Raw genomic sequence first — 23,437 nt, 5'->3', positions numbered from 1 at the left:
GTCACAGCTCCACCTCCGAGCGACGGAACGACCGCAGCGCCAGCACCCCGACGGCCAGCACGATCAGGAACAGCAGCATGGCGATGGCCGAGGCCCGCCCGTACTGGAGACCGATGAACGCCTCCTGGTACGCCAGGTACGGCGCGACCTGGGTGGCGCTGCCGGGCCCGCCGCCGGTCATGCCGAGGACGGTGTCGAAGGTGCCCAACTGGAAGATCACCATGAACACCCCCATCGTGATCAGCAGCGGCGTCACCAGCGGCACCACCACCGACCACAGGGTGCGCAGCCAGCCGGCGCCGTCCACCTTCGCGGCCTGGTACAGCTCACCCGGCACGCCCTGCAGCCCGGCCAGGATCACGAACGCCACGAACGGCACCGAGCGCCACACGTTGGCCAGGATGACCGCGATCTTCGCCGCCACCGGGTTCGTCAGCCAGTCGATGTCCACTCCGACGAAACCGAGCAGGTGCGGCACGATGCCGAACCCCTCGGAGAAGATGAACCGGAAGCCCAGCGCCGACACCACCGCGGGGATCGCCCACGGGATGAGCGCCACCGCCCGGGCGGCGCCGCGCAGCCGGAACGTGGCGTTGAGCAGCAGCGCCAGGGCGAAGCCGAGAACCAGCTCCAGCACGGTGGACACCCCGGCGAAGACGATCGTGAACAGCAGCGCGCCGCGGACTGTCGAGTCGCCCAGCAGATCGGCGTAGTTGCCGAGACCGATGAACGCCGGCTCGGCGGTGTACGCGCTGTCGTCGGTCAGGCTCAACCAGACGGTGGACAGGAACGGATAGATCGAGGTGAACAGGCGCACCAGCAGGGCGGGCGCGATCAGGACGGCGGCGAGCAGCCACACCCGGCGGGGCAGCGACAGCCGGCCCAGCAGATGGGTGACAGCCCACCGCAGCCGCGCCTCGGTGGGTGGCGCCCCGGCGCGGGTGCGCCGCGCCGGGGCGGTTCGAGCCAGTGCCATGAGAAGGGTCCTCGCGTCGGGTCAGGACAGGGCGGAGATTCGCTTGGCGCCCTCGGTCATCGCGGTGTTCAGGTCCATCTGACCGGTCAGGTACGCCTGCCCGATGTCGTCGATGACGGTCTCCGCCCGGGCGGCCTGCGGGTGGAAGGGCCGCGGCGTGACGTAGCCGGCCTCGCTGTACTCCTTCATCGCCTTGACGATTCCCGAGTCGCCCAGCTTGTCGAGGACGCTGGTGCGGGCGGTCACGAAGAACGAACTGGCCTCGGCCAACCGCACCGCGACCTCGGGTGAGGACATGTACTTCACGAACTCCTTGGCCTGCTCCTTCCTGGGGCTGGCCTTCGGCACCGCGTAGCCCCAGCCGCCGGCCCAGGTCTTCGCGCCACCGGGTCCGGCGGGCGGCGCCACCACCTGGATCTTCTCCGGCTTCGTCCACCCGGTGTTCGCCTCGGCCACCCCCTCGAAGAACGTCCACTGCCGCATCGACAGCAGCTTGTCGCCCATGTACGAGGCGTTGAGCTGGTCATAGGTCCAGGTCAACGCCTCCTTCGGGAACAGCTCACGGTCGATGAGCTGCTTGGCGAACTCGAAGGCCCGGCGGGTGCCGTCGTCGAAGGAGTACAGGTCACCGCCGGCCTGGGCGGCCAGGTACGCCAGGTAGACGAAGGTCAACCCAGGCTTGCTGGCGGCGTCGGCGAAGGCGTACATGCCGGTCTTCTGCTTGACCTCGGTGCCGACCGAGACCAGTTCCTCCCACGTCGTCGGCGTCTTCAGTCCCTGCGCGGCCAGCACGTCCGCCCGCAGCCAGTTGTAGCCGATCTCCCAGTTGTGGTAGACGCGGTAGGTCTTGCCGTCCTTGGTGTTCCAGGTCTTCATCGACTCCGCCATGCCCGGCGTCAGGTCGTCGGTGAACTCGGCGCCGAGCGCGTCGTCCAGCGGCTCGAACCAGTCGCCGGCGACGAACGCGGCACCGGCCGGGTCGTCGGCGTCCACCACGTCGTACGGTGTGGTGCCCGAGTTGAACGCCGGGACGAGCTGGGTGAGCAGATCCTGCCCGGAGGCCGGCCCGCCTTCCAGCCGTACCGTGATGCCACTCTGGTTGGTGAACTCGTCAATGATCGGCCGGATGGCGTCGTGGCTGAACGCCTGAACGGCGTACACGATGGTCTTGTCGTCCCCGTCGCTGCCCCCGGAGGGACCGTTGGAGCAGGCGCTGAGGGCGGGTCCGGCGGCGACAGCGCCGGCACCGAGGGCGGACAGGCGCAGGAATGTGCGCCGGTTGACGGAACGGGACATGAGGGGACTCCTTCTAGAAGGTCACGCCCGCGATCAGGGCGAGATTCGCGTACGGGGTGCACTCGCCGGTTCGGATGATCACGCGCGCCGAATGGGTGAGGGACTTGAAATCGCTGTGGTCGACGGTGCGCACCGGGAGGCCGGCGCAGAGCCGGTCCAGCGCGTCGGCCACCGGGGAGTCGGCGGACTGGGTGGCGACGACGACCCGCTCGACCGGCAGGCTGGCCAGGACGGCCCGGGTCACCTCGGACAGGGACGGAACGCCGGGGGTGAGGCTCAGGTCGATGAGCCGGACCCCGACCGGGACGGGCAGGCCAGCGTCGGCGATGACCAGGACGTCGGTGTGTCCCAGTCCGGCCAGCGCGTGCAGCAACGCCGGGTTGAGGATCTGGTGGTCGCGCAGCATCAGCGCACCCCGGCCGGATCGGCCGTCCGGGCGCCGGCTCGGGTGACCGCCGCGGATCCGGCGGTAACCCCGGCGGCCACGGCCCGGTCCAGGTCGGCACCGGTCGCCAGGAGCACGGTCAGGGCGCCGGTGAAGGCGTCCCCGGCGCCCACGGTGTCGACGACCGGCACGGACGGGGCCGGGTGGTGGCCCGACGCGCCGTCCGGCGTGGCCCACACGGCGCCGGCGCCGCCGAGGGTCACCACCACGGCGCACCCGGAGCGCCGGGCGGCTTCGGCGGCGCCGACCGGGGTCGGCGCGTCGAGGCCGAGGACGATCCGCGCCTCGGGCTCGTTGACCACCAGCACGTCCAGGGCGGCGAGCACCTCGGGGTCCAGCGCGGTGGCGGGGGCGGCGTTGCACACCGACCGGGCTCCGGCCGATCGGGCGCCGGCCACCAGCGCCGCCGTCGCGGACAGCGGCACCTCCAGTTGGCACAGCACCACGTCACCGGGGTGGAGCCGGGCGACGGCCCGGTCCGCGTCACCGGCGTCGACCGCGGCGTTGGCGCCGGGTGCTACCGCGATCATGTTCTCCCCGGCGCCGTCGACCAGGATCAGTGCGGTGCCGCTGGGTTCGGCGGCGTCGACGGCGACGTGCCGGGTGTCCACCCCGGCGGCGGCCAGGTCGGCGCGCATCCGGCGGCCGTGCTCGTCGTCGCCGACCCGGCCGACCATCCGCACCGACGGCCCGCCCGGTCCGGCGTGGACGGCGGCGGCGACCGCCTGGTTGGCGCCCTTGCCGCCACTGTTCGTGCGCAGCCGCCCGCCCAGCACGGTCTGCCCGGCGGTGGGCAGGGCCGGCACCTCCAGCACCAGGTCGGCGTTGAGGCTGCCGAAGACGACGATGTCGGGCACGGGAACTCCTCAGGTGGTCGTGGCGGCGGGACGGACGGGCGGGGTGTCCGCTGGCGAGGGCGCGGTGGTCGCGGGCCGCGGTGCGGTGCTGCCCGCCGGGGTCGCGGTTGTGGTGCTGCCCGGCGGGGGTGCGGTGCTGCCTCCGGCGATCAGTGTGGTGGTGAGGATGATCGGATCGGTGGGGGTGGCGTTGCCGGCGATCCGGTCGAGCAGCACCTCGGCGGCCCGCTGACCCAACTCGAAGATCGGCTGCGCGACCGTGGTGAGCTTGGGGGTGATGTACGCGCTGAGGTGGATGCCGTCGAAGCCGACCACACTGACCTCGGCGGGCACCCGGACGCCGGCGTCGGTGAAGGCGGCGAGCAGACCGATGGCGCTCAGGTCGTTGGCCGCGAACACCGCGGTGAACCGGTCCCGCTGGCCGATAAGCGTCCGGCCGGCCGCCCACCCGCCGTCCTCCTGGAAGTCGCCGGGCAGGACGGGGCAATCGTCCGGATCCACCCCGGCTGCGCGGAGGGCGTCCGCCCAGCCCGCCTGCCGTTCTGCCGTCACCGGCAGGTTGGCCGGCCCGGCCAGGTGGGCGATCCGCCGGTGCCCGAGGGCGAGCAGGTGCTCGGTGGCGAGGCGCGCACCGGCGCGGTGGTCGACCGCCACGAGCGAGGCGTGCGGTACGGCGATGGCCCGGTCCATCAGCACGACGGGCAGCCCGGCGGCGGCCGGGGCGAACCGTTCGCCGCTGAGCGCGCCGGTGACCAGGATGATCCCGTCGACCTGTTTGCGGCGCAGCAGCGCCAGGTCGCTTATCGCCTTCTCCTCGTCGTCCGCGTTGGGGCAGAGCAAGAGCAGATGCCCGCGCTGGTCCGCCACCGTCTGCACGCCCTTGACGAGTTCCGGGAAGAAGGGGTTGGCGATGTCCGGCAGCAGCAGTGCGATCGTCTGGGTGGCCTTGCCGACCAGGCTGCGGGCCACGTCGTTGGGCTGGTAGCCGAGTTCCGCGGCCACCGCGAGCACGCGTTGCCGGGTCTGCGCGGAGATCCGGGACCGGTCGTTGAGCGCCCGGGACACGGTGGCGATGGAGACACCGGCCCGTTGCGCGACGTCGTACACGGTCACCATGGCGTTCGTCCGTCCTTTCGGTGGGGGACCGACCGGCGCGTAAGCGTTTACGCAACTGTCGGACGGCTGCGTAAGCGCTACCGCAGTTGGGGGGACTTTACGGTGCCCGTCACCCCGCGTCAACACCCCCGAAAACCTGTGAACTGCTGAAACGTAGATCGCGCGAGGTGCCGGGTGCCGCCGGGCGGGGTTCCGGCTCGACGTTGCCCGCGGCTCCGTTCGACTCCCTCCACTGTTCGTCGCAACGGTCCGGCTGCCAGCTGTTCCGCGATGGTCCGCACGCCTTACAGGAACTGAATTCCAGATGGCTCCTGGTTGAATCCTGATGGTCGCCGGGCGATGGTCCGGCGCGCCGCGACCGCCCAACCGTCATCTGTCTGGCTCTGCCAGTTCCCCTCTGAACTGGAAGAAAGCGACGAAGAGGCAGTTGCGCGGTGCTGGCCCTGGTGGCTGTAGGCGCCTTCGGGATACCGACTCAAATTTTCGTACCGAACGGCCTCTGGAACTCCGCTCCAGAATGAGCTAGCTTGATCGGGAATTCAGATCCAGGAGGCGTCATGGCGGCAGTCGACCCAGCGGCACCGGCCGAATCGCATCGGCCGGACCATCGACAGGTCCTGGCCCGGATCCGCGCCGAACAACCTCGCTACCAGCGTGGCGACCGGCGGGTAGCGGACGCGGTCCTCGCGAATCCGGCGGCGGTTATCCACCTGACGATCAGCGACCTGGCGGCAGAGGCGGGAACCGCCTCCTCGACAGTCGTGCGGTTCTGCCAACGCCTCGGGCTGCGCGGCTTCCACGATCTCAAGTTGGCCATCGCCAGGGAACTCGGCGCCGATACCGTCGTGGAACCCCGAATCGGGTCGGCCGACGGTCCGATGGAGGTCCTCGCGAAGATCATCGCCTCCGACGCGGAGGCACTTCGGGACGTCACGTCCACCCTGGACGGCGTGCGGCTGGAGACCGCTGTCACCCGGCTGCACGAGGCGAGCCGGGTGCTTGTCGTCGGCGTCGGAACCTCGGCCCCGCTGGCGCAGGACTTCGCATACCGACTGATGACCATCGGCATGCACGCGGACGCGTACCCGGATGCCCATGTCCAGCACGTCGCTGCCCGGCTGCTCGGCCCGTCCGACGTCTGCCTCGCCGTGAGCCACACGGGCTCGACACGGGAAACCGTGGCGGCGGTCGAGGCAGCTCGGCACGTCCGGGCGACGACCATCGCCGTCACCAGTTTCGCCAGATCACCGCTGACCGCGGTGGTCGACACGGCGCTCGTCGCCGGCAGCCGGGAGACCTCCTTCCGGATCGAGGCGATGGCCAGCCGGATCGCACACCTGTCAGTTCTCGACGCGATGTTCGTGTCGCTGGCCCTGCGACGGCCAGCGGCGGCGTCGGCCGCGCTGGAACTGACCGGCGGGGTGCTCGCGGAGCACCGGTTCTGATGACCACCGCCCGACACTCCCGTCCGGCACGCGTCGCGGCCCCTCGCGTGCCGGCCCCGACCGATCACCAGCGGCCACCGCACCGGCCGTAGTCCGGGGCGGACCGACGCCCCCCTCGACCCTCAAGGAGACACGACCATGAGACGCACAGCGGCCGCCGTGCTCGCGGCCCTCGCCCTCACCGGCACAGCGGCCTGCAGCACGGAAACCACCCCCAGCGGCGGATCAGCCGGGAAGACCACGGACGACTGCGGGTACGCCTTCGTGCACGCGGCCACCATCGGTAGCAGCCTGTTCGAGCAGTGGGCCGAGGACGGGGTCAAACGGGCGAGGACCGACCTCGGCGTCAAGATCGACTCCGTCGAATCGGCGACACCGCCGGCGATCGCCGACAACTTCCGTGCCTTCGCCCAGCAGAAGTGCAAGAAGGTCATCGCGAGCGTCGGCTTCACCGCGGCCGAGGCGATGACGCAGGTGGCCAAGGAGTTCCCGGATCAGCAGTTCGCCATCATCGACGCGGAGGTGGCCCTGCCCAACGTCCGTTCCTACACCTGGGCCGTCGAGGAGGCCACCTACGTGGCCGGAGTGGCGGCGGCCAAGCTCTCCCGGTCCGGCACCATCGGCGCGGTCTTCGGCATGGACATCCCGCCGCTCAAGCGCTGGCAGGCCGGCTATGAGGAGGGCGCCAAGGCGGTGAACCCGGACGTCAAGGTGCTTGTCAACTACGTCGGATCGTTCTCCGACCCCGCCAAGGCGCTGACGCTGGCGATCGCGCAGAAGCAACAGGGCGCCGACATCATCCTGCCGGCGTCCGGATCCAACCTCGGCATCATCTCCGACTCCGTGAAGAACGACTTCTCGGTGGTCGCGATCGACCCCGACGAAGCGACGAAGGCCGGCGAAGCCGGTGTGCTGTTCACGATGCAGCAGAAGGTGGCCGACTCGGTGATCCTGCTCTTCCGGGAGAGTCAGGACACCGGCGCCGAAGGCGGGACGCGGGACCTCCGGCTCAGGGACGACGTGTTCGCCTTCGACCCGTTCACCACGACGTCGGGGAGGTTCGCCGGCAAGGTGCCGCCGGAGGTCACCGAGGCCGTGAAGCAGGCGTACGACGACATTGTGGCTGGCCGGGTCGTGGTACGGAATCCGTTGGCTGGGCAGTAGGCGTGGGCGTCGTACTGGAGTGCCGGCAGGTCCGCAAGAGCTTCGGCACGGTGCGTGCCCTGGACGGTGCGGACCTGCGCGTGGAACGGGGCACAATCCACGGCCTGGTCGGCGAGAACGGTGCCGGCAAGACCACCCTCATGAAGGTCGTCATGGGAGAGGACTCGGCTGACGCGGGGACGGTCGACCTCGCCGTCCGCCCCGGTCTCGTCCGGCAACAACTGTCCACCGTGCCGGAGTTCTCCGTCCTCGACAACATCGTCTTCGGTGCGGAACCGGTGCGCCGCGGCCTGATCGACCGCCGCCGGGCGGCCGCGGACATCACCGCGCTGATGGACCAGGTCCAACTGTCGATCCCGTTGCGGGCCGAGGCCGCGCTGCTGCCGCTGGCGTTGCAGCAGCGCATGGAGATCCTGCGGGTGCTGTACCGCCGGGCCGGGGTGATCCTCATGGACGAGCCGACCGCGCTGTTGACGCCGAACGAGGTCGACGCCCTGTTCAGCCTGCTGCGCCGCCTCGCCGCCGACGGCCAGTCGATCGTGCTCATCACCCACAAGCTGCGGGAGATCGAGGCGCTCTGCGACGCCGTCACGGTGATCCGGCATGGCCGGACCGTGCGGCGCTGGGACGAGCGGCCCTTCTCCAGCACGGAGATCGCCTCGGCGATGGTGGGCGTGGCGGAGGGGGACACCGCGGCGCACCGGCCGGAGCGCGACCGAGCCGTCCCCGTCGACGCGCCGGTCCTGCTCTCCGCCGGGATCGGAGCCGGGAAGGTCGAGGTGCGCGGCGGCGAGGTGCTGGGCGTGGCCGGCGTCGCCGGCAACGGCCAGGAGCACCTGGTGGAACAGATCTGCGGACTCGCCCAGCACCGTCACCGTGGCGGGGTCCGAATCGGGGGCACGGTGGCGGACCGGTGGTCGACGAGGGCTCGACGCGCCGCCGGCCTGCGGATGATTCCCGCCGACGTCCGTCAATGGGGCAGCGCGGTTACCGCCAGCATCCGGGACAACGTCCTCACCACCGAGCCCGCGCCGGCCCTCACCGGCCGGTTCCGGATCCGACCGGCGGCCATGCGACGGTACGCGACCAGGGTGGTCGAGGACGGCGGGGTGGTCTGCGCCGGGATCGACCAACGCGCGGGCGAACTGTCCGGTGGCAACCTCCAACGCCTCGTCGTCGCCCGCGAGTTGGGCTCCGGTGGATCTGTCGTCCTGGCCCACGAACCCACCCGCGGCGTGGACTTCAAAGCGGCCCGGATCATCCGTGGCCGGCTGCGCCACTTCGCCGATGACGGCGGCGCGGTCCTGCTGGTCTCCGCTGACCTGGACGAGCTGTTCGAGGTCAGCGACCGGATCGTGGTGCTGTACCGGGGCGCGGTGGTCGGCGAGCTGCCCCGCGCCCAGTTCTCCCGGGCCCGCCTCGGTGCCCTGATGGGCGGCATCGAAGACGAACCGGCGGCGACGGAAACGGTGGCGTAGTGATGGACCCGCGTACCAGCCGTACCATCGCCGTCGCCCTGCTCATCGGCCTGGCCCTGGCCGGTGTCGTCATCGCCGGGGTAGCGGGGCCGGCGAACCTGCCTGCCGCCGCCGAGGCGTTCGTCGACGGGGCGTATGGGTCCGGCACGTCCTGGGGTGCCACCGTGGCGGCGGCGGCACCAATCCTGCTCATCGGCATCGCCGCCAGCATCTCGTTCCGGGCCGGCATCTTCAATCTCGGACAGCCCGGCATGTTTGTCATCGGTGCCGTCGCCGCCGGAGCGACCGCACCCGTGGTGCCCGGGCCACCATGGTTCAACGTGCTGATCACCCTGGCCGTCTCGGCGGCGGTCGGCGCCGTCTGGGCCGGACTCATCGCCGCGGGCGCGGTGCTGGCCGCGCTCGACATTCTCGTCCTCTCCCTGATCATGAACTACCTCGCCGACGGGCTGGCCACCCTGCTCACCACCCGGGTGTTCCGGGATCCGACCGCGCTCGGCATCATCGAGACCCGGCTGGTGCCGGCCCGACTACCGCTGCTCGTCCCACAGAGCAGCTTCCACGCGGGCGTGCTGCTGGCGGCCGTCGCCTGCCTGGCCTACTGGTGGGTGATGAACCAGTCCCGTGCCGGCCACCGGCTGCGGCTCTACGGGCAGAACCCGAAGTTCGCCGCCGCCTCCGGCACCCCGCGGCGCGGCTATGAGCTGCGGGTCACCGTGATGACTGGCGCCCTGTGCGGCCTGGCTGGCGGCGTCCAGGTCCTCGGCGTGTTCCTGCGCTACATCGACGGCACGGTCGGCGGTTCGGCGTCATACGCCTGGACCGGCGTCATTCTCGCCATCCTCGTCCCCACGGGCACGCTGTTGCTGCTGCCCGGCGCGTTGTTCCTCGCCTCCCTGCAGACGGGTCTGCTCGGCGTCGAGCGCGCGGTCGGCGTCTCCAGCCGGCTCAGCCTGGTTGTCCAGGCCGTAGTGATGATCGCCGTGGCGTACGGCCGGGGACGCGCCTCGGGCGCCGACCGGCTCCGGGCGGGGAAACCGGAACCACCGGAACCACCCGAGCCCCGCCCCGCCGGACAACCGGCGACCACTGGAGGTGTTCCGTCGTGATCGAACTGATGACCAGCGCCGTCATCTGGGCGCGCACCCTCGACGCGGCGACCTCGCTGCTGCTGGTGGCGCTCGGCGGATATCTCTGTATCCGGTCCGGCGTCTTCAACATCGGCCTGGAGGGCACCATGATCTTCGGTTGCTTCGCGGCCGTAGCCGGCGGTTTCTGGGCCACCAACTGGACCATCGGCGTCGTCAGCGCCCTGGCCGCCGGCATTCTGGTGACCGGAATCCTTGCCGTGGCCGCCGTCTGGTTACGCGCTGACGTGTTGCTCGTCGGCCTCGCGGTCAACCTCCTCGGGCTCGGTGGCACCGCGCTGCTGCTGCAGTGGTTCTTCGACATCCGCGGCGGATTCACCTCCCAACGCGTGCGTCCGCTGCCCAGAGTGGACCTGCCCGGGGTGGACGCCGTGCCGTGGCTCGGTACCGTGCTCAGCGGTCGCACCGTGCTGACGTACTCAGCCTGGCTCCTCACCGCCGCCGTGGTGGTCTGGCTCGGCTTCACCCGATCCGGGATGGCCCTGCGGGCGGTCGGGTTGCGCACGGAGATAGCCGAAGCCTCGGGCGTGTCGGTCCGCCGCACCCGGTCGGTGGCGCTGCTCGTCGGGGGCGCGCTGGTGGGACTCGGCGGTGCCCAACTCGCCCTCGGCGACGTGGCGCAGTTCTCCGAGAACATGACCTCCGGCCGCGGCTTCGTCGCCCTCGCCATGGTGCTGATCGCGGCCAGACGCGCCTGGACCCTGCTTCCGCTCTCCGTCGGGTTCGCCGTCTTCGACGTCCTCGGCCTGTCCCTGCAGTCCGAGGGCCTGCCCTCGGAACTCAGCTACGTGCTGCCGTACGCCGCCGCGCTTGTCGTCCTGCTCGTGGCGCGAGTGTGGTCGGTTCGCGTCTCCCGAGCGTCGGACGAGTCGTGGGCGGGCGCCGCCGAGGGGCGTCGGGCTCATGCGTGACGGCGTCCGGCTCCGGATCGGGGCGACAAACGACCTGCTGGGTTCCTTTCATCCGTGGCCGACCGGTTACGGTTCTCTGCCCGGCGGTGCGGCGATCCGGGCCACTGTCGACCAGCTACGAGCCGAAACCCCGGCCGTTTGGATCGACGCGGGCGACTTCGCCCAGGGTGGGGCGATCAGCACGCTGACCGACGGATACGGTGGCTTCACCGCCATGGACTCGCTCGGTCCCGACGTCGTCGTCGCGGGGAACCACGAGTTCGACTGGGGAACACCACATCTGCGGTCGGCTGCCCGGCGAATCTCAGCTCCGATGCTCTGCGCCAACCACCCGGACAGCGGGTTACCCGCCACCGCGATGCTCGACGCGTCCGGCGTCGCGGTCGGGGTGGTCGGCTGCACCACACCCGACCTGTTCCGGTTGGTGCGGGAGCCGGCCACCGAACTGATCACGGTCGCCGAGGCGACCGCCGAGGGAGTACACCGGTTACGAGCCGACGGGGCGGACGTCGTCGTCGCGGCGGTCCACGACGGAGTTGACTGGCGGCCGGACGGCAACGGGGCACGGCAGCTGCCCCGACGATTCGCCGATCAGATCGGGGCCTGGCAGGTCACCCCCGATCTGATCGTCGCCGGGCACACCCTGGGCCGCTGGATCGGCCGGCTGCACGGAATCCCCGTGCTCCAGCCGTGGGCCTTCGGCGCCGAGATCGGCATCGCCGAGTTCGACCGGAACCTTGCGGTCAGCCGGCTCACCGGCCGCGTCCCGACCCCCTGTTCCGACTGGACCGGGTTCGGTGCCGACCTCGTCACCGCCGCGGCCGGGCGGTTGCTGGGTCACCTGCCGCACACCCTCGTCAACCGGCCCGGCAGCGACCACTCCCTACCGCGTTACGTGGCTGCCGCCATCGCCCGTCGCAACGGCACCGACGGCGGTGTCTTCGGCTGCTGGGAGATGGCCACCGGTCAGCCCCCCGTCGACGGTGCCGTCGCCTTCCTCGCCGCCGGTCCGGTAAGCGAGGCGGACGTCCTGCGCCTCGTTCCGTACCAGGACGACTCGGTGGTCCGCACGGTCATCACCGAGCGGGAGTTCGACCGGCTACGCCGTCGAAAGGACCTGGCCTGCTGGTCGGTCCCCGACCGTCGCGGCACGGTAGGCGTGGCGATCACCCGCTACTCGTCGGTGGATCTCGCCGCCCACCTCGACAGACATCTTGAGTTTGAGCCGGCCGCCGCGGGTGTGCGGGATTCCCTGCGGAGGTCACTGGAAGAAGGAGTCACACCAGAATGTCCGCTGTGATCGGCCGCCGGCCGGTGAGTGTCCTCGCGTTCGATTGGAACGGGACCCTGGTCGACGACGCGGCAAGAGCGCGGCGGGCAACCAACCAGGTACTTCGCGGACACGGCCTGAGCCCGTTGTCGGAGGCGGAGTTCGGCGACGCCTTCGTGCTGCCGATGCGGCGGTTCTTCGTCCATCTGGGGGTTGCGGAGGAGCGAGCCGACGCGGCCGAGGACCAGTGGAACAGGGAGATGGCCGGAGAACCGGCGCCGCTGAGCGTGGGTGCCATCCAGATCCTGGAGGCGGCAGCGGTTCGTGGGGTCCGGGTGGTGGTGGTGAGCGCCGCCGACCCCGGGACGGTACGGGACGAGGCCCGTGCGCTGCACATCGACCACCTCCTGGCCGATGTCGCCGGTTCCGTCCGGGACAAGGCCGCCGCGCTCGGCCGAATCGTGGCGGCCGAGCAGGGAGTAGTGATCTATGTGGGGGACGTCGAGTACGACATGCGATCGGCGGTCGAGGCCGGCGCCTATCCGGTCGGTTTCGGTCGTGGTTACCGACCGGCCACCGCCCTCGTCGAGGCGGGAGCCGAGATCGTCGTCCGGAACCTGGCAACCCTCGAAGTTCTTCTCGGCCGGGAGGCCGTGCTCAGCACGGCGGCGTCGCGATGACCGACTCCCGCGGCCTGACTCCGACGTGACGCGGTGAGGCAGCGATGACCACCGTGCATCTCGACATCGGATTCGTCGACCTCGTCCTCCGGGTCACCGCCGCTGCCCTGGCCGGAATCGCCATCGGCTTCGAACGGGAGGTCGGCGACCACGTCGCGGGCATTCGCACACACACCCTCGTGGCAGTCGGTGCCGCGATGTTCGCGATTAGCGGCGCCTATGGCTTCACCGACATCCCGCGGGCCGCCATGGTGGATCCGTCCCGGGTGGCGGCGCAGGTCGCCTCCGGCATCGGGTTCATCGGCGCCGGCGCCATCGTCAAGGACGGCGTGGTGGTCCGGGGCCTCACCACCGCCGCCACACTCTGGCTCAGCGCGGCACTCGGCATGGCCGGCGGTGCCGGCGCGTACGGTCCGCTCGCGGTGGGCCTGACGACCGTCATGCTCGTCCTCATCGCGCTGCGGCTGGTGAAACCCGCGGCTCGCGGCATCGCCGGTCGGGCACCCTCGCTCCTGGTGGCCTACCGCCAGGCCGACGGAATGCTGGACCACGTCCTGCGCACCGTCGAGGGCACGGGTGTCAGCGTCGCCCGGATCTCCGTACCGGATGGCGGTATCCAGGGTCCGGGGGTGCGGACCGTGGTGCTGGACCTCAAGCGAACGAACAGCGACCGGCTCGTGCCCGCGGTCGAGGCATTGGCCGAGCACCAGGACGTGGTGCGGCTGAGTCTGCGGTCGGGAGCGCCTGCCCGTGGGCCGCGGCGTCGGCGGTTCGGAGATCCGCCGTGGCGCAACCGAAGCCGTGGCGGGTCGGGGCGGCCGCCGGACCGGGACAGGCCAGAGCAGGCAGGGCCGCGGAGCGGAGCGACAACGTGGTGGCGGAGGCAACCATGACAGCGGAGGTGACCATGCGGGCGGTGGATGTGATCCGCGCGAAGCGCGACGGCCAGGTGCTTGCGGACGACCAGATCGACTGGCTGATCGCGGGCTACACCGACGGCACGGTCGCCGAGGAACAGATGTCGGCGCTGGCGATGGCCATCCTGTTCAATGGGATGTGCCAGCAGGAGATCTCCCGCTGGACCGAGGCCATGATCGCCTCAGGAGAGCGTATCCGGCTACCCGCCGAGACCCTTCGCGGTCGGCCCGCCGTCGACAAGCATTCCACCGGCGGCGTCGGTGACAAGATCACGTTGCCGCTGGCGCCGCTGGTCGCCTCGTGCGGGGCGGTCGTACCGCAGCTGGCCGGGCGAGGGCTGGGACACACCGGTGGCACGCTGGACAAACTGGCGGCGATCCCCGGCTGGCGGTCCGCACTGACCGGCCCGGAGTTGCTTCGCCAGTTGGACGAGGTGGGTGCCGTGATCTGCGCCGCCACGGGCGACCTGGCGCCGGCGGACCGGAAGCTGTACGCGTTGCGGGACGTCACCGCGACGGTGGAGTCGATCCCGCTGATCGCCAGCTCCATCATGAGCAAGAAGATCGCGGAAGGTACCGATGGGCTGGTCCTCGACGTCAAGGTGGGCTCCGGGGCGTTCCTCAAGAGCGTCGACCAGGCCCGGGAACTGGCCAGAACCATGGTCGCGCTCGGTGCGGAGCACGGCCTCCGGACGGTGGCGCTGCTGACCGACATGGACACCCCCCTCGGGCAGACCGCCGGCAACGCGCTCGAGGTCCGGGAATCGGTCGAGGTGCTGGCCGGGGGAGGCCCGGCCGACGTGGTCGAGCTGACCCTCGCACTGGCCCGGGAGATGCTCGCGATTGGCGGGATCACGGGTATCGATCCCGCCGAGCGGCTGCGGGACGGGTCCGCGATGGACTGCTGGCGGCGGATGATCCGGGCCCAGGGCGGTGACCCCGACGCGCCGCTGCCGGCAGCGGTCGAGACGCATGTGGTCCGCGCGTCCACTGCCGGGACGCTGACCAGGCTCGACGCCTATCCGGTCGGGCTGGCTGCCTGGATCCTCGGCGCCGGACGGGCCCGCAGGGAGGATCCCGTACAGGCCGCGGCCGGGGTGGAGACGCACGTCCGGCCCGGCCTGCCGGTGCGACCCGGCACGCCACTGTTCACTCTGCACAGCGACACGCCGGAGCGGTTCGACCAGGCGGCCACGGTGCTGCGGGAGGCGGTGACCATCGAACCCACCGGTGTGCCGGTCGAACGGCCACCGCTTGTCATCGAGCGGGTGTCCGCCTGACGTGTCGCCGGACGCGAGCGGACCCGCCGGGGCCACGCCCCCGACGGATCCGGCGGGTCTCAGCGGTCGGCCGTGCCGCAAGTCACGACTGGACACGAGGCCTCCGTCGATTGAGCGGGTAGGTGTCCCACCCGCCCAGCTCGGCGAAAGGCGTCGCTAGGGGAGGGGTACGTTACCGATCCGCCCGCCCGAGGTCAACGCGGACTACTTCCGGCCCACCGCCGCGTACGTGGAGACCTCGGTGGGGGAGGGGTGCTCGCCACTCTCGGGGCGCCACTCGCTCACCGGGACGATGCCGGGGTCGACCAGGTCGAGCCCGGCGAAGAAGGCGCCGAAGCCGGTCCGGTCGCGCGGGTAGGTGTCCACCTGACCGGCCGCCAGCAACGCGGTGAACTTGGCGGCCATCTGCGGATCGATGAAGTCGCCGGTGCCGTGCGTGGCCACCAGGTAACTGCCGGGCGGCACGGCGGCCAGCAGGTCGGCGACCACCCCCCGAGCCTGCTCGTCGTCCTTGATGAAGTGCAGGACGGCGATCAGCAGGATCGCGACCGGCTTGTCGAGGTCCAGGGTGGCGGCAACCTCGGGCGCGTCCAGGATGGTGGCCGGCTCGCGCAGGTCCGCGTCGACGTACCGGGTGACGCCCTGTGGCGTGCCGACCGTCAGTGCCCGGGCGTGCGTCAGCACCATCGGGTCGTTGTCCACGTAGACCACCCGCGATTCGGGCGCGACGGCCTGCGCGACCTCGTGGGTGTTGTCCGGTGCGGGCAGGCCGGTGCCGATGTCGAGGAACTGCCGGATGCCGGCCTCCCGGGCCAGGTGGCGGATGGCCCGGCCGTGGAACGCACGCCCCTCGCGGGCCGCCGTCCGGATGAACGGGAACACCTGGGCGATCCGGTCGCCGGCCTCCCGGTCCGCCTGGAAGTGGTCCTTGCCGCCGAGCCAGTAGTTCCACCGCCGGGCCGGGGACACCGCCTGGGGGTCGAGTCGCTGGTCGTGACCGGGCGGGCTGACGTCGCTCGTGGACACTGCGGTTCCTCCGGGGGCAGGGGACGACAGGGCACGCCGCAGGCGGCGATCAGGCGGCGTTCATCCTAACGTCCATAAGGTCAACTCGACACGAGCGAGCCTCGCGACAGGATGATGGAGGACATACCTATTTACTGTTAGGAAACCTTACCTTAACGTCGTCGCACACCGGTCCGCACCACCGACTCCGGGAGGGGTCCCCATGCGAAGACGGACAGCACTTCCCATCCTCACCATCGGCGCCGTCCTGGCGTCCCTGCTCGTGGCCCTGCCGGCCCAGGCCCACGGGTACGTCTCCAACCCACCGAGCCGCCAGGCCATGTGCGCCCAGGGACGGGTGCCCAACTGCGGCGACATCGTCCACGAACCGCAGAGCGTCGAGGCGCCCAAGGGCTCGCTCCAGTGCAACGGCGGCGGTAGCCGGTTCACCGTCCTCAACGACAACAGCCGCCCCTGGCCCGCCACCTCGGTCGGCAACCCGGTGACCTTCACCTGGAGCCTCACCGCCCGACACTCCACAAGCACCTGGGAGTACTTCGTCGGCAGCACCCGCATCGCGGTCTTCAACGACGGCGGTCGGCAGCCACCGCCCACCGTGAGCCACGCCGTGAACCTGGGCGGGCGCACTGGCCGACTGACCGTCCTCGCCCGCTGGAACGTCGCCGACACCGCCATGGCGTTCTACGCCTGCGTCGACCTGCAGGTCGGCCCGGGCGGCGATCCCACCCCGCCCCCGCCCGACCCCGACCCGACCCCGACCCCGCCACCACTGCCGGGCGGCGGCACCTGGGCCGCCGGCACCGCGTACCAGATCGGAAGCACGGTGACCTACGACGGCCGCACCTACCGGTGCGTCCAGGCACACACGGCACTCAGCGGCTGGGAACCGCCGAACGTCCCGGCGCTCTGGCAACGCGTCTGACCAGCCGGGTGGTACGCGCGGACGACGAGCCATCCGCGCGTACCACCACCGGATGACCAGAAAGACCCGGGCCACTTGCCCCGGCCCCGGACGCGTCAGACGATCACACGATGGTGAGCATCAGCGTCGAGACACCCGCCCAGAGCGACGAGCGGCTACGCCGCGTGATCGCGGTGGCCGACCTCGACATCCTGCCGGGGGAGTGGGCGTTCCGCGAAACACCACCGGACCAACCGCCGACACTGACCGATGACCTGCTGGCCGTCGTACGCGACGCCGACGGCTGGTCGTGCCTCGGACCCGCCGCCGGCGACGAACCGGAACGATTCGCCGTGTTCTCCTTCCACTTCCCGGCCGACGTCGACAACAGCGGATTCGTCGGCTGGCTCGCCAGCACACTCAAGCGCGAACTCGGCACCGGAGTCGTTGTCGTCTGCGGCTACAACCACGCCCGGGGCGGCGTCTACGACTACTGGGCCGCACCATCGTCCCTGCGGAAACAGGTCATCGACGTCGTGGCGGCACTGCGCCGCTAGCGGTCCACGCTCCGGGCCGTCGACGTCGCGCCCGGTCAGCGGTCCGCGCCCCGGGGCGGTTCGGGGAGGCTGAGGCACGGGAGATTCGGCTGTTCACCGGCGACCGCAGCCGTGGCGCCAGTTCGTTCTTGATCGGCCCAAGGTCGGGGATGTTGGGGCGTCGACGGACACCGCACCATCGCCGACGTTGTGTTGATCAACGCGGGCCGCCAGGCCCGCAGCCGGGTCAGGCGGGCGTCGCGGAGTACGCGACGCTCTCCTGGCCGGGCTCAGTCCTCGTCCGGCTCCACAAGCAGTCGGGCGTAGTTGGCCATCGACCGCTGGTATCGGGGCAGGTGCGGGGCGAGCGCACCGACGGCCACCGACACCGCCTCGCGTTCCCGACCGACGCTCGTCAGCGCCAACGCCAGGGTGGCGGCGACCGCGTCGTCCAACTCGTCCGAGCCACGCCGGCGTTCCGCCAACAACAGCTCGACGCTCTCCTGCGCCTGGCCGACGTTGCGCGACGAACTGGCGAGCTGGATGACGGTGCGACGGCGCCGGATGCCGCTGATGCCCAGTTCCAGCGCCCGGCGGTAGAGCGGTACCGCCCGGTCCGAGTGCCCGGTCGAGTCGAACGCGCAGGCCCGCTCGAACGCCGCCACCGGATGATCCGCGGGCAGTTCGTCGGCGAGCGCGTCGACCCGCCTCCGGAACTCCTCGGGGTCGTACCCGTCGATCGCCGCCCACAGGTCAGCACTGCGCGCCTCCCAATCGGCGCTGAGCTGCTCGAACACCCGGTTCCTCCCGTCGTGGATCCCGGGCCCGGCCCGGGGCACCAAGCATCCACGATCGCCGGGAGTGGATCCGAGCCGGCCCGTCCCGCCGGAATGCGGTCAGCCGGTGGCAGCGACCTCATCGACCGGACGTGCGTCGGCCGGTCGCTCGGCGATGACCGCCCGCTCGGCGTCGGCCGACCGCCGGTCGTCCGGTCCGTTGCTGCGGGCGGGCTCCCGCTCTGGGCCGCGGATGGTGGCCGTTTCGATGGTGCGGTCGATGATCGGCCCGTGCGTCCGGTCGGACCCGGGATCGGTCCGGTCGACCCCCCCGCCAGCGGTCGGGTTGATGCCCCCGCCAGCGGCCGCGTCGACACCCCCGCCAGCGGTCGGGTTGATGCCTGCGTCGGCGGCCCGGTCGGTCGGCTCGGGCGCCCGGCCGGCGCTCGGTGCGGCGTGGTTGAACGGCTCGGCGGCCCGGTCGGTGGCCGCCTCGGCGCGGTTGTCGCGACCGTCCGATGGTCGCGACAACTCCGAGTCCGGCCGATCGAGAGCCGGTTCGAACGCGTCGGGCAGCCGGTGGGCGCCGGACCGGAAGGAGCGCACCTGCGGATACTCGCCGGTCTCGGCGCCTCCCGCGGCGGCGGCCATCACCGCGGCGGCGGCAAGGTCGGCCACCCGCTTCGCCTCCCGCTGCACCCGGGCCCGGATCTCCTTGGCGTGCCGCTCCGCCGCGTCGGCGGCCAACCGCGTCTCGGCCAACCGGGTCCCCTCGGCGGTCAGCTCCCGGCGCAGCTCGTCGAGCCGCCGCTGGAGCTGCCCGACCTCCCGGTCGGTGGCCGTCGCCTCCTGCCGCGACTGCGCCAGCCGCTGCTGGGCGGTCTCCAGCTCGGCCTGCATCTGGGTCAGCGCCTGCCGCCGCAGCCGAACCTCCTGCTGCACCGCCGTGAGCTGCTGCTGGTGGTCGCTTATCTGCTCCTCGGCCCGCTGCCGCACGGTCGCCGCGTACTGCTGGCCCTCCGCGATCAACGTGGCGATCTTCTCCTCGGCCTCGGTGCGCTGGCGGGCCAGATCCCGCTCGGTCGCCGCCCGGCTCTCGGTGAGCTCCTGCTCGGCGGCCACCCGCCGTTCCTCGATCTCGCGTTCCACGCCGGCCTGCCACTGCGCCAGCTCCTGCTGGGTACGCGTACGGGCCGCCTCGATCTCCTGCTGGATCTGCGCCCTGGCGGACTCCACAAGCGCTTCGGCCTCGCCGCGCGCCTGCTCGACCTGCCGGGTGGCCTGCTCGTTGATCCGCTCGGCCTCCTGCCGCGCCCGCTTGTGCGCGGACTCGCTCTCGGCGCGCAGCCGGTCGGCGAGTTCCCGCATCTCGGCGAGTTCGGCCTGCGCGGCGGCGCGCCGTTCGTCGTGCGCCTTCTCCTGGGCCGCGTGCCGGGTGGCGATCTCCTGCTCCAGATCCCGCAGCGTCTGCGCGGCCTTCTCCCGAGCCTCGGCGAGCACCCTCTCCGCCTCACCGGTGAGTTCCGCGGCCCGCTCGGTGGCCGTCTCGGTGATCAGCTCAGCCTGCTTCTCGGACAGCGCCAGCATCTGACCGACGATCGGTCCCAGGTCACGGAACGCGGCCCGGTCCACCGGGGTCGGTTGGTCGCGCAGCTCGGTCAGCTCCGCCTGGAGCTGCTGCAGCTGCACGGTCAGGCTCTGCACCTGACCGACCGCGTGGTCGCGGGCCATGGCCAACGCCGCCATCTCATGCTGCGTCTGCTCGACGAACCGGTCCACCGGTCGCTTGTCGTAGCCGCGCAGAGCGACCTCGAAGCTGGGCCGCGGAGGCATGCCGCCACGCATTGCCACCATCCCGTCGCCGTGGGACATGCTCATCCTCCGTACGATCACGAGCGCCGCGCCGGCGGAGCCTCCCGCGGGACACACAGTGCGGCGCTACGCTACCGCCCGCCCGGGCGAGGCTCAACGTCCCGCCGGCCACGAACGGTGGGGCACCATACGCGACGGCGACACGGACGCCCGGCACGACACGAGTGAACAACTAGCGACTTGTTACAGGGCGTCGTCGGTCAGGCAACCTGTAACAGTTGTTCACACCATTCGCGTGATGGCGCCGGCCGGCGCGTTGTCCGGGCCGGGCGGACAGCACAGGATTGCCCCTGACGGCGAGGATCCGGGAAGCGTCCAATGACGACATACCGACCGCCGGAGAAACCCGATCCGACCGAAGGGGAGCTGCTGTCGTGCGCGCGTGTTCCGGTGATTCCCGGGAACCCCACCCGACCCTCGTCACCTGTCCGGCCTGCGGCGGTCAGCCGCCACGCACCCCCACCTGCCGGGACTGCCGGCGACACGGCCTGCGTCGCGCCCAGCTCGTCCTCACGGTGGCGAACATGGACACCGGGGCCGTCACGTCCGCCGACATCGGCCCCGGTGTCATCGCCGCCGCCGACATCGGCCCCGGCGTCATCGCCGCCGCCGACATCGGCCCCGGCGTCCGGGACGCCGATCCGGCCCGACCCGGTCGCCGGTTCGCGGACCTGACCCCTCGGGTACGGCAGCTGGCAGCGGCCGTCGGCGCGCACGTCGAGTCTCCCGAGCTGCTCGTCGAACTACCCACGTCCTGGCGGCCCGACCTGCCCGGCCCACGCCGACGGGAACTCGCGGCGCTCGCGCTGGCCCGGTACGACCACGACCCCTGGCGGGTGTGGATCGGGCGCGGCACCCCACCATCCACCGTCGACCCGGCGGACCGGCTCGCCCGACTCTGCGCGCTGGCCGACCTGCTGCTGCTCGACCTCGTCATCGAGCACCGGTGGTCCGCCGGTCGACCGGCCTGGGACATCCGCTACGAGCTGCCCGGCACACCGGTACCCGGCCAACCCGAGCGCCGTTGGCCCGACCTGGACACGGCGTTGACGCGCACCACGGCCCGGACCGCCCTCGACGGGCTCGGCTGGCGTTGCCGGACCGCTCCCGCCCATCTGCTCCGCCCGACCGCACGGCGCCCGCCGGCCGTCGGCGACCTCACCGACCTGGCCCGCGCTCTCCGCGCCAACACCACTACGAACACCTACACCCACACCGCCGCCGACGACGCGAACATCCCGGCAGTGGGGGCGCAGGCGATCTGGCGGGACGGTCGCTGGTGGCACACCAGACTGCGCCCCGACGACCGTCCGGTCCCGGCCGGCGGGGACGCCGGACAGGCCGGGCGCCGGATCGGTACACCGGTGCGGCGCGTCATCGAGCCACCCGCACCGTCCTGGCGCGGCGAACCCATCCCGGCCCGGCCGTGCCCCGACTGTGTCACCACGGGCCGACTGCGCGCCTGCCCGTGCACGGCGGGTCGCCACGGTGCCGACCCCACCTGCGCGTTCTGCGGCGGGGTCGGGTTCCGCACCTCCACCCTGCCCTGCACGACCTGCGGCGACCGCCGCCGCATCCACGCGGCGGTCCAGATCACCGTCACCGACCTGGACACCCGCGTCACCCACCTCACCTGGCGGGCGAGCGACCACGCCCCGGTGGCGCCCGCCCGCACCGGGTCGGTGGTCCAGCTTCCGGGTCCGTTCCGGCTCGCCGACCAGGCCGCCCGGTTCGGCGTACGACCGGAGGAGCTGACCGAGGCGGACAGCGGGCATCCCCTCGGCCGGGACCTGCGGGAGGGTTGGATCGTCCAGCCGCGGCCGGACGTGGATCCGGTGACCGAACGGGTGACCGCCGCCGGTGCCGGGCTGCCCGGTGCCCGACTGCTGGTGGCGGCCGTGCGACCCGAGGCACCGCCGCTGACCGAGCTGATCCGGCTCGCCCTCGGCCTGAGCCTGGCACTTGTGGTCGCCGTACGGGATGACTCGGCCGCCGTGCCGCCCGCCGAGGGCGGCTGGTGCTGGTCGGTGGAACTGGTCCGGGCGTCCGCCCTGGTCGACGAACCGGTGTACCACCCGACGCCGGTGGCGGCCGTCGCCGCGCTTGTGGACTACCTGGACGGCGCGCTCGCCGAGACGGTGCCCGACGCGCCCGGGCAGGCGCTCCCGAGGCCGTCGTCGGCGGCCCGTCCGCTCGCCGTGGACCCGGTGCCCGCGCTGGCCCGGCTCGCCCGGCGGCATCCCGGCGAGACGGTCACCGTCCGGTTCAGCCGGGCCGGGCGCGACCTGCGGGTGGCGCACCGGGATGGGACGTCCAGCACACTTCCCGCCGACCTGCTCGACGGCGACGGTGACGCCGGATGAGCATTGTGGACGTGACCACCGCCGACTGGTACGTCGACTTCGCCGAGCGTGAGGCGCGGGGCGTTTCCCCCACCTACGAGCGTTTGTCGCTCGCGGTGTCCCGCGACGACCACCTGCTCACCCTGCTCGACTCGCTGCCGCGGGGCAAGCGGCAACCCAACCTGCTGTTCGGCGTTGTCCGGCTGCTCGGCGGCCCGGTCGACGACCCGGCCGCGTTCCACGACTACGCGGTGGCACACTGGCCGGCCATCGAGGCGGAGATGCGGGTCCGGGCCACCCAGACCAACGAGATCGGGCGCTCCGCCGTCCTGCTGCCGGTGCTCGCCGCGTTGCCACAGCCGCTCGCGTTGCTGGAGGTGGGCGCCTCAGCCGGGCTGAACCTCTATCCGGACCGGTACGCGTACCGGTATGGCGACCACCGGGTCGGCACCGGGGAGCCGGTCGTCGAGTGCGCGGCGACCGGACTGACAGCGCCGACCCGCGTTCCGGAGGTGGTGTGGCGGGCCGGCCTCGACCTGAACCCGCTCGACGTGACCGACCCCGCGGACGTCGCGTGGCTCGATGCCCTCGTCTGGCCGGAACACGGTCACCGTCGCGCCCGGCTGCGGACGGCGGCGGCCGTCGCCGCCGCCGACCCGCCGCTGCTGGTGCGCGGTGACCTGGTGGACGACCTGCCGGCGTTGGCCGCGCGGGCACCGGCCAACGCCACACTTGTGGTGTTCCACACCTCGGTGCTGTACCAGGTGCCCCCACCGCGCCGGGACGCGTTCGTCGGCCTGGTACGCGGATTGCCCGGCCACTGGGTCGCCGTCGAGGCCCCCGGTGTGCTGCCGTACCCCGACATCCCGCAACCACCGGCTGAGGCGTTGCACAACGTCCTCGCGCTGGACGAAACGCCGTTGGCCTGGACCCGTGGGCACGGGCAGGCAATGGTCTGGTTCGGCCAGGGGCTTTGACACCGGCCACAGGGGCCGCCGTGC

Annotated in this window: 21 protein-coding genes; 13 read left to right on the top strand and 8 right to left on the bottom strand. The window is 71.8% G+C overall.

Annotation, left to right across the window (positions count from 1 at the left end; all coding sequences use genetic code 11):
• Position 1: 1 nt before the first annotated feature.
• Genes ACFQUZ_RS10415 through ACFQUZ_RS10395 form a run of 5 tightly spaced genes read right to left on the bottom strand, consistent with a single transcriptional unit; the run spans position 2 to position 4,690 of the window.
• Positions 2 to 976 carry a carbohydrate ABC transporter permease gene (locus tag ACFQUZ_RS10415; RefSeq protein ID WP_377440637.1) on the bottom strand — a complete coding sequence of 325 codons (975 nt, stop codon included), beginning with the start codon at positions 974 to 976 and terminating at the stop codon, positions 2 to 4.
• Between the two features lie 21 nt (positions 977 to 997).
• The gene (locus ACFQUZ_RS10410; RefSeq protein ID WP_377440635.1) at positions 998 to 2,272 is read right to left on the bottom strand and encodes an ABC transporter substrate-binding protein; all 1,275 of its coding nucleotides are present in this window, start codon (positions 2,270 to 2,272) and stop codon (positions 998 to 1,000) included.
• Positions 2,273 to 2,285: 13 nt separating this feature from the next.
• Entirely contained in the window at positions 2,286 to 2,678 is a 393-nt protein-coding gene (gene rbsD, locus ACFQUZ_RS10405) for a D-ribose pyranase (RefSeq protein WP_377440633.1), read from the bottom strand.
• Positions 2,678 to 3,574, bottom strand: coding sequence for a ribokinase (locus ACFQUZ_RS10400; protein ID WP_377440631.1), 897 nt, complete (start codon positions 3,572 to 3,574; stop codon positions 2,678 to 2,680). Before ACFQUZ_RS10400 ends, rbsD begins: the two co-directional genes overlap by 1 nt.
• Before the next feature lie 9 nt (positions 3,575 to 3,583).
• On the bottom strand, positions 3,584 to 4,690 hold the full coding sequence (locus ACFQUZ_RS10395) for a substrate-binding domain-containing protein (RefSeq protein WP_377440629.1): 1,107 nt from the start codon (positions 4,688 to 4,690) through the stop codon (positions 3,584 to 3,586).
• 557 nt (positions 4,691 to 5,247) lie between these two features.
• Here ACFQUZ_RS10395 and ACFQUZ_RS10390 point away from each other — a divergent pair.
• From ACFQUZ_RS10390 to ACFQUZ_RS10350, 9 genes are all read left to right on the top strand, one after another.
• On the top strand, positions 5,248 to 6,135 hold the full coding sequence (locus ACFQUZ_RS10390) for a MurR/RpiR family transcriptional regulator (RefSeq protein ID WP_377440627.1): 888 nt from the start codon (positions 5,248 to 5,250) through the stop codon (positions 6,133 to 6,135).
• 138 nt (positions 6,136 to 6,273) lie between these two features.
• On the top strand, positions 6,274 to 7,299 hold the full coding sequence (locus ACFQUZ_RS10385) for a BMP family protein (RefSeq protein ID WP_377440625.1): 1,026 nt from the start codon (positions 6,274 to 6,276) through the stop codon (positions 7,297 to 7,299).
• A gap of 2 nt (positions 7,300 to 7,301) precedes the next feature.
• On the top strand, positions 7,302 to 8,777 hold the full coding sequence (locus tag ACFQUZ_RS10380; protein WP_377440623.1) for an ABC transporter ATP-binding protein: 1,476 nt from the start codon (positions 7,302 to 7,304) through the stop codon (positions 8,775 to 8,777).
• Between the two features lie 2 nt (positions 8,778 to 8,779).
• Entirely contained in the window at positions 8,780 to 9,886 is a 1,107-nt protein-coding gene (locus tag ACFQUZ_RS10375; RefSeq protein WP_377440621.1) for an ABC transporter permease, read from the top strand.
• Positions 9,883 to 10,836 (top strand): ABC transporter permease, encoded by a 954-nt coding sequence (locus ACFQUZ_RS10370; protein WP_377440620.1) that lies wholly within the window; start codon positions 9,883 to 9,885, stop codon positions 10,834 to 10,836. Before ACFQUZ_RS10375 ends, ACFQUZ_RS10370 begins: the two co-directional genes overlap by 4 nt.
• Positions 10,829 to 12,136, top strand: a complete 1,308-nt coding sequence (locus ACFQUZ_RS10365; RefSeq protein ID WP_377440618.1) for a metallophosphoesterase — start codon at positions 10,829 to 10,831, stop codon at positions 12,134 to 12,136. Before ACFQUZ_RS10370 ends, ACFQUZ_RS10365 begins: the two co-directional genes overlap by 8 nt.
• A complete protein-coding gene (locus ACFQUZ_RS10360) occupies positions 12,124 to 12,786 on the top strand; it encodes an HAD family hydrolase (RefSeq protein ID WP_377440616.1) in 663 nt (220 codons plus the stop codon). The genes ACFQUZ_RS10365 and ACFQUZ_RS10360 overlap by 13 nt, the downstream gene beginning before the upstream one ends.
• Positions 12,787 to 12,830: 44 nt before the next feature.
• Positions 12,831 to 13,679 (top strand): MgtC/SapB family protein, encoded by an 849-nt coding sequence (locus ACFQUZ_RS10355; RefSeq protein WP_377440614.1) that lies wholly within the window; start codon positions 12,831 to 12,833, stop codon positions 13,677 to 13,679.
• A complete protein-coding gene (locus tag ACFQUZ_RS10350; RefSeq protein WP_377440612.1) occupies positions 13,676 to 14,983 on the top strand; it encodes a thymidine phosphorylase in 1,308 nt (435 codons plus the stop codon). Before ACFQUZ_RS10355 ends, ACFQUZ_RS10350 begins: the two co-directional genes overlap by 4 nt.
• Before the next feature lie 204 nt (positions 14,984 to 15,187).
• On the opposite strand, the gene ACFQUZ_RS10345 is transcribed toward ACFQUZ_RS10350, so the two are convergent.
• Positions 15,188 to 16,009, bottom strand: coding sequence for an SAM-dependent methyltransferase (locus ACFQUZ_RS10345; protein WP_377440610.1), 822 nt, complete (start codon positions 16,007 to 16,009; stop codon positions 15,188 to 15,190).
• A 202-nt stretch (positions 16,010 to 16,211) separates the two neighbouring features.
• Between ACFQUZ_RS10345 and ACFQUZ_RS10340 the strand changes: the two genes are divergently transcribed.
• Both ACFQUZ_RS10340 and ACFQUZ_RS10335 read left to right on the top strand, forming a co-directional pair.
• Complete coding sequence (locus tag ACFQUZ_RS10340) at positions 16,212 to 16,931, top strand: lytic polysaccharide monooxygenase (protein WP_377440608.1); 720 nt, start codon at positions 16,212 to 16,214, stop codon at positions 16,929 to 16,931.
• Between the two features lie 110 nt (positions 16,932 to 17,041).
• Positions 17,042 to 17,467: a DUF6196 family protein gene (locus ACFQUZ_RS10335; RefSeq protein WP_377440607.1), complete on the top strand. Its 426-nt coding sequence runs from the start codon at positions 17,042 to 17,044 to the stop codon at positions 17,465 to 17,467.
• Positions 17,468 to 17,736: 269 nt separating this feature from the next.
• On the opposite strand, the gene ACFQUZ_RS10330 is transcribed toward ACFQUZ_RS10335, so the two are convergent.
• Both ACFQUZ_RS10330 and ACFQUZ_RS10325 read right to left on the bottom strand, forming a co-directional pair.
• Positions 17,737 to 18,243: a tetratricopeptide repeat protein gene (locus ACFQUZ_RS10330; protein ID WP_377440605.1), complete on the bottom strand. Its 507-nt coding sequence runs from the start codon at positions 18,241 to 18,243 to the stop codon at positions 17,737 to 17,739.
• Between the two features lie 99 nt (positions 18,244 to 18,342).
• A complete protein-coding gene (locus ACFQUZ_RS10325) occupies positions 18,343 to 20,094 on the bottom strand; it encodes a hypothetical protein (protein WP_377440719.1) in 1,752 nt (583 codons plus the stop codon).
• A 374-nt stretch (positions 20,095 to 20,468) separates the two neighbouring features.
• Between ACFQUZ_RS10325 and ACFQUZ_RS10320 the strand changes: the two genes are divergently transcribed.
• Both ACFQUZ_RS10320 and ACFQUZ_RS10315 read left to right on the top strand, forming a co-directional pair.
• Positions 20,469 to 22,457, top strand: a complete 1,989-nt coding sequence (locus tag ACFQUZ_RS10320) for a hypothetical protein (RefSeq protein WP_377440603.1) — start codon at positions 20,469 to 20,471, stop codon at positions 22,455 to 22,457.
• Entirely contained in the window at positions 22,454 to 23,413 is a 960-nt protein-coding gene (locus ACFQUZ_RS10315) for a DUF2332 domain-containing protein (RefSeq protein WP_377440601.1), read from the top strand. Before ACFQUZ_RS10320 ends, ACFQUZ_RS10315 begins: the two co-directional genes overlap by 4 nt.
• The last annotated feature ends 24 nt before the right edge of the window (positions 23,414 to 23,437 follow it).

The organism is Plantactinospora sp. GCM10030261, from assembly GCF_042666615.1.
GTDB lineage: Bacteria > Actinomycetota > Actinomycetes > Mycobacteriales > Micromonosporaceae > KBS50.
This window is presented reverse-complemented; position numbering and strand designations above follow the sequence as displayed.

Excerpts from the sequence above, each read along its gene's own strand:
- ACFQUZ_RS10315 (WP_377440601.1), top strand. The coding sequence starts at position 22,454 with ATGAGCATTGTGGACGTGACCACCGCCGACTGGTACGTCGACTTCGCC.
- rbsD (WP_377440633.1), bottom strand. The coding sequence starts at position 2,678 with ATGCTGCGCGACCACCAGATCCTCAACCCGGCGTTGCTGCACGCGCTG.
- ACFQUZ_RS10395 (WP_377440629.1), bottom strand. The coding sequence starts at position 4,690 with ATGGTGACCGTGTACGACGTCGCGCAACGGGCCGGTGTCTCCATCGCC.
- ACFQUZ_RS10335 (WP_377440607.1), top strand. The coding sequence starts at position 17,042 with ATGGTGAGCATCAGCGTCGAGACACCCGCCCAGAGCGACGAGCGGCTA.
- ACFQUZ_RS10355 (WP_377440614.1), top strand. The coding sequence starts at position 12,831 with ATGACCACCGTGCATCTCGACATCGGATTCGTCGACCTCGTCCTCCGG.
- ACFQUZ_RS10340 (WP_377440608.1), top strand. The coding sequence starts at position 16,212 with ATGCGAAGACGGACAGCACTTCCCATCCTCACCATCGGCGCCGTCCTG.
- ACFQUZ_RS10375 (WP_377440621.1), top strand. The coding sequence starts at position 8,780 with ATGGACCCGCGTACCAGCCGTACCATCGCCGTCGCCCTGCTCATCGGC.
- ACFQUZ_RS10415 (WP_377440637.1), bottom strand. The coding sequence starts at position 976 with ATGGCACTGGCTCGAACCGCCCCGGCGCGGCGCACCCGCGCCGGGGCG.
- ACFQUZ_RS10360 (WP_377440616.1), top strand. The coding sequence starts at position 12,124 with ATGTCCGCTGTGATCGGCCGCCGGCCGGTGAGTGTCCTCGCGTTCGAT.
- ACFQUZ_RS10385 (WP_377440625.1), top strand. The coding sequence starts at position 6,274 with ATGAGACGCACAGCGGCCGCCGTGCTCGCGGCCCTCGCCCTCACCGGC.
- ACFQUZ_RS10325 (WP_377440719.1), bottom strand. The coding sequence starts at position 20,094 with ATGTCCCACGGCGACGGGATGGTGGCAATGCGTGGCGGCATGCCTCCG.
- ACFQUZ_RS10390 (WP_377440627.1), top strand. The coding sequence starts at position 5,248 with ATGGCGGCAGTCGACCCAGCGGCACCGGCCGAATCGCATCGGCCGGAC.
- ACFQUZ_RS10365 (WP_377440618.1), top strand. The coding sequence starts at position 10,829 with ATGCGTGACGGCGTCCGGCTCCGGATCGGGGCGACAAACGACCTGCTG.
- ACFQUZ_RS10350 (WP_377440612.1), top strand. The coding sequence starts at position 13,676 with ATGACAGCGGAGGTGACCATGCGGGCGGTGGATGTGATCCGCGCGAAG.
- ACFQUZ_RS10410 (WP_377440635.1), bottom strand. The coding sequence starts at position 2,272 with ATGTCCCGTTCCGTCAACCGGCGCACATTCCTGCGCCTGTCCGCCCTC.